Raw genomic sequence first — 11,982 nt, forward strand, 5'->3', positions numbered from 1 at the left:
CGGCCGTCGGCCCGGAAGCGGCGGACGGCGCCGGATCAGCAGCAGCCATCATCGACGCCGACGGGCTCGTCGCCCTCCCCGGGATGGTCGATCTCCACACCCACCTCCGTGAACCGGGCCGCGAGGACGCCGAAACGGTGGAGACTGGCTCCCGTGCGGCGGCCCTCGGCGGGTTCACCGCCATCCACGCGATGGCGAACAGCTCGCCCGTGGCCGATACCGCCGGCGTGGTGGAGCAGGTGTACAGCCTCGGCCGGAAATCGGGCTGGGTCGAGGTGCGTCCGGTCGGCGCCGTGACCGTGGGGCTCGCCGGCCTGCGGATGGCGGAACTGGGGGCCATGGCGGAATCGCGGGCCAACGTGAGGGTGTTCTCCGACGACGGCATCTGCGTCTCCGACCCCGTCCTGATGCGGCGTGCCCTCGAGTACGTCAAGGCGTTCGACGGTGTCATCGCCCAGCACGCCCAGGAGCCGCGCCTGACCGAGGGGGCGCAGATGAACGAGGGTGAGGTCTCCGCGGTCCTCGGGCTCACCGGCTGGCCGGCCGTCGCAGAGGAGAGCATCATCGCCCGCGACGTCCTCCTGGCCCAGCACGTCGACTCCCGGCTGCACGTGTGCCATGTCTCCACTGCCGGTTCCGTCGACATTCTCCGCTGGGCCAAGTCGCGCGGCATCCGCGTCACTGCCGAGGTCACTCCGCACCACCTCCTCCTGACCGACGAGCTCGTCCGCAGCTACAACCCCGTCTACAAGGTGAACCCGCCGCTGCGCACCTCCACTGATGTCCAGGCACTGCGCGAGGCGCTCGCGGACGGCACCATCGACGTCGTCGGAACCGACCACGCGCCGCACCCGAGTGAACACAAGGAGTGCGAGTGGGCCCAGGCCGCCATGGGCATGACGGGGCTCGAAACCGCACTCTCGGTGGTCCAGCACGCCATGATCGAAACGGGCCTGATGGACTGGGAGGGCTTCGCGCGTGTCACCTCGTCCGGTCCGGCGGGCATCGGCCGGCTGGGATCCCAGGGCAGGCCGCTCGAGCAGGGCGAACCCGCGAACGTGCTGCTCGTCGATCCCGCAGCGCGGTGGACCGTCGAGCCGCACAAGATGGCGACGAAGGGACGCAACAGCCCCTTCGCCGGAACGGTCCTGCCGGGCCGGGTCACCGCAGTGTTCTACCGCGGCCATCCCACGGTGCTCGACGGCGCGTTGAACAGCCCGCTCCGTCCCGAGGCGGAGGAACCGGCGTGGAGTATCTAGGGATCATCGCGTTGACCGTCCTCATCATCGTCCTCATCATCGGCCTCATCGCCCTCGGTTGGCGCGGCCGGCTTCGGCGCCAGGCAGGGATCGGCGCGCCGCCGGCGGTGCCGCCCGACCTCGGGCCGGTCCTGTACGAAGCCGAGGGCCAGTATGTCACCACGACGACGGCGGGTGACTGGCTGGACCGCGTGGCGGTCCATGGGATGGGCATCCGCTCCAACGCCGTGGCGTCCGTGCACCCGGAGGGCGTGCTTCTCGCCCGGGCCGGTGCACCGGATGTCTTCATCCCCCGGAACGATCTCGAATCGGTCCGGCTCGAAGGCGGCATGGCCGGCAAGTTCGTCGAGAAGGACGGGCTCGTCGTCCTGACCTGGCGGCTGATGGACCAGCGCGTGGATACGGGCTTCCGTACCCGCCACGCCGCGCACAAATCGCAGCTGCTCGCGGCCGCCGCAGCGCTGGCACCAGACACGACACCACCACAAAACTTCAAAGGCAGGGAAATCCAGTGACACCACCCACCCCATCCGCAGCCGTGCTGATGCTGGAGGACGGACGGTGCTTCCGTGGACGCAGCTACGGCGCCACCGGCACGGCCTTCGGCGAAGCCGTCTTCGCCACCGGAATGACCGGCTACCAGGAAACACTCACCGACCCCTCCTATGCCCGGCAACTGGTGGTGCAGACCGCGCCGCACATCGGCAACACCGGTGTCAACTCCGATGACGCCGAATCGCGGCGGATCTGGGTGGCCGGCTACATCGTCCGTGACGCAGCGCGCCGCCCGTCGAACTGGCGGTCCGAGCAGAGCCTCGACGACCAGCTGCGTGACCAGGGCGTGGTCGGGATCGAGGGCGTGGACACGCGCGCCATCACCCGGCACCTCCGCGAGCGCGGTGCGATGCGGGCCGGGATCTTCTCCGGACCCGACGCCGCAAGGGCGGAGTCCGAGCTGCGGGACCAGGTGTGTGCCCAGGGATCGATGGAGGGCTCCCGGCTCGCCGAGGAAGTCAGCGTGGACGAGCAGTACACGGTGGACCCGTCGGACCACAGCTGGACGGGTGAGCCGCTGTTCACGGTCGCCGCGCTCGATCTCGGCATCAAGGCCATGACGCCGAAGCACTTCGCGCAGCGCGGCGTCCGCACCGTGGTGTTCCCTGCGGCAGCAACCCTTGAGGAGATCCGGGCGGTGAAACCGGACGGCGTGTTCATGTCCAACGGACCCGGCGACCCCTCGACCGCCGACACCCAGGTGGCGCTGCTGCGCCAGGTGCTCGGCCAGCGCATCCCCTTCTTCGGGATCTGCTTCGGCAACCAGATCCTGGGACGGGCACTCGGGTTCGGGACCTACAAGCTCCGCTACGGCCACCGCGGTATCAACCAGCCGGTGATGGACCGCCGCACGCACAAGGTGGAGATCACCTCCCATAACCACGGGTTCGCCGTCGATGCACCCCTGGACGGTCCCGTCGACGCGCCGCACGGTGGCTTCGGCCGTGTTGAGGTCAGCCACGTCTGCCTCAACGACGACGTCGTCGAGGGCCTTGCCTGCCTCGACATCCCCGCCTTCTCCGTGCAGTACCACCCCGAAGCGGCAGCCGGTCCCCACGACTCCGCGTACCTCTTCGACCGTTTCATCGACCTCATGACGGCGGAGAAGAACTCCCCGGGCGGAACCGACGCCAGCACGGTCTCGCTCGCCACCACCAGCACCCACCAGCTCCCCGCCCAGGAAGAAAACTGATGCCCCGCAGAACCGACCTTCGAAGTGTCCTGGTGATCGGCTCCGGTCCCATCGTGATCGGCCAGGCCGCCGAATTCGATTATTCGGGAACGCAGGCGCTGCGGGTGCTGAAGGAGGAGGGCCTGCGGGTCATCCTCGTCAACTCCAACCCGGCCACGATCATGACCGACCCCGAGTTCGCCGACGCCACCTATGTGGAGCCGATCACCCCCGAGGTGGTGGCGAAGATCATCGAGAAGGAGCGCCCTGACGCGCTGCTCCCCACCCTCGGCGGGCAGACAGCGCTGAACACCGCCATTGCCCTGGACAAGAACGGCGTGCTCGAGAAGTTTGGCGTGGAACTGATCGGTGCCAACATCGCAGCGATCGAGCTGGGCGAGGACCGTGAGAAGTTCAAGGGCGTGGTGGCCCGCTGCGGCGCCGAATCGGCACGCTCGGTCATTATCCACACCCTGGACGAGGCGTTCGTCGCTGCCGAGGACCTCGGGTACCCGATGGTGGTCCGGCCGTCCTTCACCATGGGCGGCCTCGGGTCCGGCCTCGCCTACACCGAGAGTGACCTCCGCCGGATCGTCGGCCAGGGCCTCCAGTACAGTCCCACCAGCGAGGTGCTCCTCGAGGAGAGCATCCTCGGATGGAAAGAGTACGAACTCGAGATGATGCGGGACAAGAACGACAACGTGGTGGTGGTCTGCTCCATCGAGAACTTCGACCCGGTGGGCGTCCACACCGGCGACTCCATCACGGTGGCCCCGGCACTGACCCTCACGGACCGCGAGTACCAGCGGCTGCGGGACATCTCCATCGCCGTCATCCGCGAGGTCGGCGTCGATACCGGCGGCTGCAACATCCAGTTCGCCATCGAGCCCGACACCGGCCGCGTCGTCGTGATCGAGATGAACCCGCGCGTCTCCCGATCCTCCGCCCTTGCCTCGAAGGCGACCGGCTTTGCCATCGCGAAGATCGCCACGAAACTTTCGCTCGGCTACACCCTCGACGAGATCCCCAACGACATCACGCGGAAGACGCCGGCGTCGTTCGAGCCGACCCTCGACTACGTAGTGGTCAAGGTGCCGCGATTCGCGTTCGAGAAGTTCCCCGCCGCGGACCCCACGCTGACCACCACCATGAAATCGGTGGGTGAGGCGATGGCCATGGGACGGAACTTCACCGAGGCCCTGCAGAAGGCGCTGCGCTCACTCGAGCAGAAGGGCTCGCAGCTCGACTTCACCCCGGTGCCGGAGGACGACGTCGCAGCCCTCGTCGAGGCGGCTCGGCGCCCCACCACCGAACGCCTGTCGCAGGTCCAGCGGGCCCTGCTCGGTGGAGCGAGCATCGAGCAGCTCTACGACGCCACCGGCATCGACCCCTGGTTCCTCGACCAGCTGGTGCTGCTCAACGAGGTGGCCGGCGAGGTGCGCGGCGCCGGCGCGCTGACGGAGGAACTCCTCCGCTCCGCCAAGCGCCACGGATTCTCCGACGAGCAGATCGGCGCGATCCGCCGCATGCCCGAGGCTGTGGTGCGGGGTGTACGCCACGCACTCGGCATCCGGCCCGTGTACAAAACGGTCGACACCTGTGCCGCCGAGTTCGCCGCGTACACGCCCTACCACTACTCGTCCTACGACGAGGAGGACGAGGTCGCGCAGCACGACAAGCCGTCGGTCATCATCCTCGGCTCCGGACCGAACCGGATCGGGCAGGGAATCGAGTTCGACTACTCGTGCGTCCATGCGACGATGGCGCTCCGCAAAGCCGGGTACGAGACCGTCATGGTCAACTGCAACCCCGAGACGGTGTCCACCGACTACGACATCTCCACACGGCTCTACTTCGAACCGCTGACCCTCGAGGACGTGCTCGAGGTGATCGCGGCGGAGGAGCGCACGGGCGGCGTACTGGGCGTGTTCGTCCAGCTCGGGGGCCAGACCCCGCTCAAGCTGGCACAGGAACTCGCGGATGCCGGCATCCCGATCCTCGGCACTTCGCCCGAGGCCATCGACCTCGCCGAGCACCGCGGTGCCTTCAGCAGGGTGCTCGACGCCGCGGGGCTGGTCGCGCCGAAGAACGGCATCGCGGTGTCCTTCGAGGACTCGAAGAAGATCGCCGACGACATCGGCTACCCGGTGCTGGTCCGGCCGTCCTACGTCCTCGGCGGACGCGGCATGGAGATCGTGTACGACGAAGCGAACCTCTCGCGCTACATCGCCAACGCCACGGAGATCACCGAGGCCCACCCCGTGCTGATCGACCGTTTCCTCGAGGACGCCATCGAGATCGACGTCGATGCCCTCTACGACGGCACCGAGATGTACCTCGGGGGCATCATGGAGCACATCGAGGAGGCCGGTATCCACTCCGGCGACTCGGCCTGTGTTCTCCCGCCCATCACGCTCGGCGCGGACGTCCTGCAGCGGGTCCGCACGGCCACCCTGGCGATCGCCGAGGGCGTAGGGGTCCGAGGGCTCATCAACATCCAGTTCGCCCTCGCCTCCGACGTCCTCTACGTCCTCGAGGCGAACCCGCGTGCCTCCCGCACGGTGCCGTTCGTCTCGAAGGCCACCGGTGTGCAGCTCGCCAAGGGAGCCGCCCTGATCGGGACCGGAGTGAGCATCGCCGAACTGCGCACCGTGCACAAGCTGCTGCCGGCACAGGGCGACGGCGGATCGCTGCCGTTCGATGCCCCCGTCTCGGTCAAGGAGGCAGTGCTCCCGTTCAGCCGGTTCCGCACCGTCGACGGCACCGTCGTCGACTCCCTGCTGGGGCCGGAAATGCGCTCCACGGGCGAGGTGATGGGCATCGACAAGTATTTCGACACCGCCTTCGCCAAGAGCCAGGCCGCAGCCAACGCGGCGCTGCCGGTCGAGGGGAAGGTCTTCGTGTCGGTCGCCAACCGGGACAAGCGTGCCATCATCCTGCCCGTCAAACGGCTCGTCGACCTTGGCTTCGAGATCGTCTCCACCGGGGGAACAGCCGATGTCCTCCGCCGCAACGGCATCCAGGCGACCACGGTGCGCAAGGTCGCCGAAGGGGCCGGTGAGCACGGCGAAGGCACGGTGGTGGACCTCATCACCGACGGCGGCATCGACATGATCATCAACACGCCCTCCGGCGGCCAGGCGCGCGGTGACGGCTACGAGATCCGTGCGGCAGCGACGTCCTACGGGCTGCCGGTCATCACCACGATCCCCGAGGTCGGCGCGGCGATCCAGGCCATCGAGGCCATGCGCTCCTTCGAGTGGTCGGTCACGAGCCTGCAGGAGCATGCGGCGAACCTTCAGGAATCGACCGTGCGTGCGGCGAACCTTCGGGCGTCTACGGAGGCCCGGGATGCACGCTAGCGGCGCGGCGCGCCAGCCCTGGAACGGCGCGGCGGCCGAGCCCGCTTCAGCTGCTTCCGGGCGCGAGCCCTTCGGGGTCCGCCTCGCCCGTGTCAGGGTTTCCCGGAGCAGCCTGTGCGTGGGCATCGACCCTCACCCGGCGCTACTGGCGGCCTGGGGCCTGAACGATTCGACGGCCGGGCTCGAGCGTTTCTCGCTGAGCGTGCTCGNCGTGCTCGACGCCGTCGGGCCCGTGGCCGCCGCGGTCAAGCCGCAGGTCGCACTCTACGAGAGGCACGGCTCGCGGGGGATAGCCGTCCTGGAGACGGTGCTGGCGCGGGCCGCCGAGCAGGGCACGCTGACGATCGCCGACGCGAAGCGCGGCGACATCGGCTCCACCATGACGGCGTATGCCGAAGCGTGGCTCGCCGACGGATCGCCGCTCGCGGCGGACGCGGTGACGCTCAACCCGTACCTCGGGTTCGAGTCGCTGCGGCCGGCCCTGAACCTCGCCCGCTCCACCGGGCGGGGGGTCTTCGTCCTCGCACTGACATCGAACCCCGAGGGTGCGTCGGTCCAGCATGCAGGGGGAGCGGCATCGGTGGCCCTCGCCATCACGCGGGCGGCGGCCGCGGAGAATTCCGTCCCGGGTGGAGCTCCACAGGGTCCCGGTTCGGTGGGCCTGGTGATCGGTGCGACGGCCGGCTCCGCGGTGGAGTCGCTCGGTCTCGATCTCGCCGCCCTGAACGGCCCGATCCTCGCTCCCGGTGTCGGTGCACAGGGCGCCGGCGCGCGGGAGCTCGCCGCGACGTTCGGTGCGGCGCTCGCCCTGGTCGTGCCGACGTCGAGCCGCGCCGTGCTGGCCGCGGGTCCCTCCGTCGCGGCGCTGCGGGCTGCCGCCAGGGAGGCCGCGCAGGAGTTGGAGACCCGGCCGGCCGCGGATTGATTTGGAATACCCGAACCGATAGGTTCAGTTCAAGCCCATTCCACCCGACCAGCGGTCCTGCGGTGCCCACCGACGGTCCGCGTTCTGCAGGGAGCACCCGTGACCCTCAAGCCCCTCACCGACTCCGAACGGACGCGGGCGCGCGAGAAAGCGGCGGCGGCACGCGCCGTGCGGGCGGAACTCAAGGTCCGGCTCAAAACGGGTAAAGTGACAGTCGCGGAGGTCATCGCCACCAGTCCGGGGGACGACGCCGTCGGACGCCTGAAGGTGCTCGACCTCCTCAAGGCACTGCCCGGCGTAGGCGAGGTGCGCGCGCTCGCCATCATGAACGACGTCGGGATCGCCGCCACCCGCCGTGTGCGCGGGCTGGGCATCCACCAGCGCAAGGCTCTGGTCAATCATCTCGAACAACAGCACCCTGGCCCGGCCAGTAAGTAAGGAACTTCTCGTGACGCAGCCCCGGTTGACAGTCCTGGCCGGCCCGACGGCCGTCGGCAAGGGGACAGTGTCCACCTACATCCGGGACAACTATCCCGAGGTGTGGCTTTCGGTGTCGGCCACCACCCGACCGCCGCGGCCCGGTGAAGTCCACGGGCTGCACTACTTCTTCGTCTCCACGGACGAGTTCGACGCCCTCGTCCGCGACGGCGAACTCCTCGAATGGGCGGTCGTCCACGGCCGCAATCGCTACGGGACCCTCCGCCGCACCGTGCAGGAGGCCATGGACGAGGGCAGGACCGTGCTGCTGGAGATCGATCTGCAGGGCGCCCGGCAGGTCAAGGAGAGCATGCCCGAGGCGAATTTCGTCTTCCTGGCGCCTCCCACCTGGGACGAGATGGTCCGCCGGCTCGTGGGCCGGGGCACCGAAACGGCCGATGAACAACGGCAGCGCCTGGAAACCGCTAAACTGGAACTTGCCGCCGAACCTGAATTCGACCACACCGTGGTCAACGACAGCGTCGAGCATGCGGCGGACGAGCTCGTTTCATTGATGGGACTACGCCCTCTCCAGCGTTAAACCGCAGGTCAGGGACCGGTAACAGCTATATTTTGGAGATTTTGTGTCAACTCAGCCTGAAGGCATCATCAACCCGTCGATCGACTCACTCCTTGAGGTCTCGGACTCGAAGTATGCCCTGGTGATTTACGGTGCGAAGCGCGCGCGCCAGATCAACGCGTACTACTCCCAGCTGCACGAAGGCCTGTTCGAGTACGTCGGCCCCCTCGTGGACACCAAGCTCAACGAAAAGCCCCTCTCCATCGCACTGCGCGAGATCAACGAGGGCATGCTCGTCTCGGCACCGCTGGACGCGGCAGAGTAGTACGGGCAGCGTCAAACCGGCAGAACCGACGCCAGTGCGGATAGTTCTCGGCGTTGGAGGAGGGATCGCGGCCTACAAGGTCGCGTCCCTTCTTCGTTTGCTGACGGAGGCGGGCCACAGTGTCACCGTCATCCCCACGGAGGCGGCCACCCGCTTCGTCGGAACCGCCACCTGGGAGGCGCTGTCCGGGAATCCGGTCAGCAACAGCGTCTGGGACGACGTCGACAGGGTCAATCACGTGCGGCTCGGCCAGGAAGCCGACCTCATCATCATCGCGCCCGCAACGGCAGATGTCCTGGCCCGTGCTGCCGCTGGTCTGGCGAACGACCTGCTGACCGGAACCCTGCTGATGGCCACCTGCCCGGTGTTCCTCGCGCCCGCCATGCACACCGAGATGTGGCGGCATGCGGCAACGCAGTCCAACGTGGCAACGCTGCGGTCCCGCGGCGTCACGGTGATGGACCCGGCGTCGGGCCGGCTGACCGGCGCCGATTCGGGCCCCGGACGGCTGCCCGAACCGGAGGAGATCCTCGCCGCCGCCCTGGGGGTGTACTCCGCCGCCCGGGCGCGAACCGGGGAACTCGCAGGGCGCACCGTGACCATCACCGCCGGCGGCACCCAGGAACCGCTGGACCCGGTGCGGTTCCTCGGCAACCGGTCGTCCGGCAAACAGGGGATCGCCCTCGCCCGGGCAGCCCTCGCTGCCGGCGCTGAAGTACATCTCATCGCAGCGCACCTCGAGGTGCCGGTGCCGGGGAACCTGCAGGTGACCCGGGTCGGCACCGCCCTGGAACTCAGGTCCACGGTCCTCGCGGCGCTGCCGGTGTCCGATGTCCTCATCATGGTTGCGGCCGTCGCCGATTTCCGGCCCGCCGACGTGATGGCTTCGAAGATCAAGAAGAGCGACGACGGCGCCGACCCCGTCATCACCCTCGTACGGAACCCGGACATCCTGAAGGAGTCGGTGGAGCTGCGCAGGACGGCCGGAGGACCAGCCGTCATCGTGGGATTCGCTGCCGAAACCGGCGACCCCGACGGCGATCCCCTGACCCACGCCCGCGCCAAACTGCTGCGGAAGGGCTGCGACCTCCTGGTGCTCAACGACGTGGGGCAGGGGCGGGTTTTCGGTGAGGACGCCAGCGCCGTGGTGATCCTCGGCTCCGACGGCAGCGAATCGGCGCCGCTGAGCGGTTCGAAGCGGAATATCGCCGACGCCGTCGTGGCGCGGATCGCTCAGGCCCTCACCGGCTGAGCCCGTACCGTAACAGTTGCCTCCCGCAGGCACCACCGCCCGGAACTGTCCCTCCGACCAAGTAGAGTGGCCACGTGAATCCAGCGACGCCCACCCCCGCCCTGCGGCTTTTCACTTCCGAATCCGTGACCGAGGGTCACCCCGACAAGATCTGCGACCAGATCAGCGACGCCATCCTCGACGGGCTGCTGAAACAGGACCCCGATTCCCGGGTCGCCGTCGAGACCCTCGTCACCACGGGGCTCGTCCATGTCGCGGGTGAAGTCACCACCGAGGCCTACGTCGAGATCCCGGAAATCGTCCGGCAGACCATTCTCGGCATCGGCTACGACTCGTCGGCCAACGGTTTCGACGGCGCGCGCTGCGGCGTCTCCGTCTCGATCGGACAGCAGTCCCCGGAAATCGCCTCCGGCGTGTTCCGGTCACTCGAAACCCGCCAGGGCACGGGTGCCGACCCGTACGACGCCCAGGGGGCGGGGGACCAGGGCATCATGTTCGGGTACGCCAGTGACGAGACGCCCGTCCTGATGCCTACCCCCATCTGGCTTGCGCACCGGCTCTCCGAGCGGCTGACCGCGGTCCGGAAGGACGGCACGCTGCCGGACCTGCGGCCGGACGGCAAGACCCAGGTCACCATCGGCTACGACGGCGACATCCCCGTATCGGTCGATTCCATCGTCATCTCGTCGCAGCACGCGGCCGGGGTCTCGCTCGAGCAGCTGCGTGCCGACCTCGTCACCGCCGTCATCGAGCCGGTCCTGCGAACCACGGAACTCGACACCTCGAGGGTCCGGCACATCCTGAACCCGGGCGGCGAGTTCGTGATCGGTGGCCCCGTGGGTGATGCGGGCCTGACCGGGCGGAAGATCATCGTGGACACCTACGGCGGAATGGCGCGCCACGGCGGCGGGGCCTTCAGCGGCAAGGACCCCTCGAAGGTGGACCGGTCGGCTGCGTACGCGATGCGCTGGGTAGCGAAGAACGTGGTGGCGGCCGGGCTGGCGCGCCGTGCCGAAATCCAGATCGCCTATGCGATCGGCATGGCCCAGCCCGTGGGAATCTACGTCGAGACCTTCGGCACCGAGACGGTCGATCCGGCAGCGATCGGAACCGCCGTGCGGGAGATCTTCGACCTCCGGCCGCTCGGCATCATCAACGCGCTCGACCTCAAGCGGCCCATTTACCAGAAGACGGCAGCCCATGGACACTTCGGACGCGAGGACGAGGGCTTTCGCTGGGAGCTGACGGACCGTGTCGACAAGCTCCGGGGTTATTTCAACGCGTGACAGGCCAGCATGACAGGCCAGCATGACAGGCCAGCCTGACCGGCCGGTTGTTCCCGAGGAGCACAGAGTGAGCAGGACATGAGCGGCAGCGCGGATACCGGAGGGCTGCAGCTGTCCCTGCTGCAAGGCTTCGGAACGCCCAGACTCCCGCACGGCGTTCCCGGGGCGGCAGCGACGAATCCGATCGCCCAGGTCATCCTCGACTCGCCGCTGCCGCACCTGGACCGGCTCTTCGACTACTTCGTGCCGGCCGACCTCGACGCCGAGGCCCGCCCCGGCGTCCGGGTGAAGGTACGCTTCGCCGGACGCGAGCACACGGGTTACGTGGCCCGGCGGTGCGCCTCCTCCTCCACCAGCGCCACCCTCCAGCCATTGGGCACGGTGGTGTCGGGCCAGCAGGTCCTGACTCCCGAGATCCTCACGCTGGCCCAGGCAGTCGCCGCGCGTTCGGCCGGGCTGGTCAGTGACGTGCTGCGGCTGGCCATCCCGCCGCGGGCCGCACGGGTGGACCAGGAATTCGGCCCGGACCAACTCGCCGCGCGCGGTACCGCCCAACCCGCCGCACGCCCCGCTTCTGCAGGCGCTGGTCGACGGCCGATCCCCGTCAGCAGTATCCCCGGTAGCAGGGCCGGATCGGGCAGCTTCAGCCGCTATGAGAGCGGCGAGGCGTTCCTCCTGCATCTTGCGGCGGGGGAGTCGCCGCGCGCTGTCCTCACGTCGGTGGGAGGGTTCGGACCGCGGGCCTGGCCGGAAGAGGTGACCGACGCGGTCGCCGCAGTGGTGACCTCCGGCCGCGGCGCCGTCGTCGTCGTTCCGGACCAGCGAGACCTGGCCCGCGTGGAAGCGGCGC

General features: G+C 68.7%; 10 protein-coding genes and 1 pseudogene. All 11 read left to right on the top strand.

Going from position 1 to position 11,982, the window contains the following annotated elements:
• The coding region (locus Y705_RS20165; RefSeq protein WP_081738079.1) for a dihydroorotase at positions 1–1,259 on the top strand (1,259 nt) is incomplete at its 5' end.
• Positions 1,247–1,774: a PH-like domain-containing protein gene (locus Y705_RS20170; protein ID WP_049822803.1), complete on the top strand. Its 528-nt coding sequence runs from the start codon at positions 1,247–1,249 to the stop codon at positions 1,772–1,774. The genes Y705_RS20165 and Y705_RS20170, both read left to right, overlap by 13 nt.
• A gap of 29 nt (positions 1,775–1,803) precedes the next feature.
• Positions 1,804–3,006, top strand: a complete 1,203-nt coding sequence (carA, locus tag Y705_RS20175; protein ID WP_081738080.1) for a glutamine-hydrolyzing carbamoyl-phosphate synthase small subunit — start codon at positions 1,804–1,806, stop codon at positions 3,004–3,006.
• Positions 3,006–6,347, top strand: a complete 3,342-nt coding sequence (gene carB, locus Y705_RS0114060) for a carbamoyl-phosphate synthase large subunit (protein WP_026533317.1) — start codon at positions 3,006–3,008, stop codon at positions 6,345–6,347. The genes carA and carB overlap by 1 nt, the downstream gene beginning before the upstream one ends.
• Positions 6,337–7,272, top strand: coding sequence for an orotidine-5'-phosphate decarboxylase (gene pyrF / locus Y705_RS20180; protein WP_049822805.1), 936 nt, complete (start codon positions 6,337–6,339; stop codon positions 7,270–7,272). The genes carB and pyrF overlap by 11 nt, the downstream gene beginning before the upstream one ends.
• Positions 7,273–7,371: 99 nt before the next feature.
• On the top strand, positions 7,372–7,710 hold the full coding sequence (mihF, locus tag Y705_RS0114070) for an integration host factor, actinobacterial type (RefSeq protein WP_026533318.1): 339 nt from the start codon (positions 7,372–7,374) through the stop codon (positions 7,708–7,710).
• 10 nt (positions 7,711–7,720) lie between these two features.
• Positions 7,721–8,290, top strand: a complete 570-nt coding sequence (gmk, locus tag Y705_RS0114075; protein ID WP_026533319.1) for a guanylate kinase — start codon at positions 7,721–7,723, stop codon at positions 8,288–8,290.
• A gap of 43 nt (positions 8,291–8,333) precedes the next feature.
• Entirely contained in the window at positions 8,334–8,594 is a 261-nt protein-coding gene (gene rpoZ, locus Y705_RS0114080; RefSeq protein WP_026533320.1) for a DNA-directed RNA polymerase subunit omega, read from the top strand.
• Between the two features lie 34 nt (positions 8,595–8,628).
• Positions 8,629–9,846 (top strand): bifunctional phosphopantothenoylcysteine decarboxylase/phosphopantothenate--cysteine ligase CoaBC, encoded by a 1,218-nt coding sequence (gene coaBC, locus Y705_RS0114085; protein WP_026533321.1) that lies wholly within the window; start codon positions 8,629–8,631, stop codon positions 9,844–9,846.
• 74 nt (positions 9,847–9,920) lie between these two features.
• A complete protein-coding gene (gene metK / locus Y705_RS0114090; RefSeq protein WP_026533322.1) occupies positions 9,921–11,132 on the top strand; it encodes a methionine adenosyltransferase in 1,212 nt (403 codons plus the stop codon).
• Between the two features lie 78 nt (positions 11,133–11,210).
• Positions 11,211–11,982: pseudogene (locus Y705_RS0114095) on the top strand (primosomal protein N'); the annotation flags it as partial.

Origin of the sequence: Arthrobacter sp. H41 (genome assembly GCF_000520535.1) — a bacterium.
Taxonomy (GTDB): Bacteria; Actinomycetota; Actinomycetes; order Actinomycetales; family Micrococcaceae; genus Arthrobacter_D.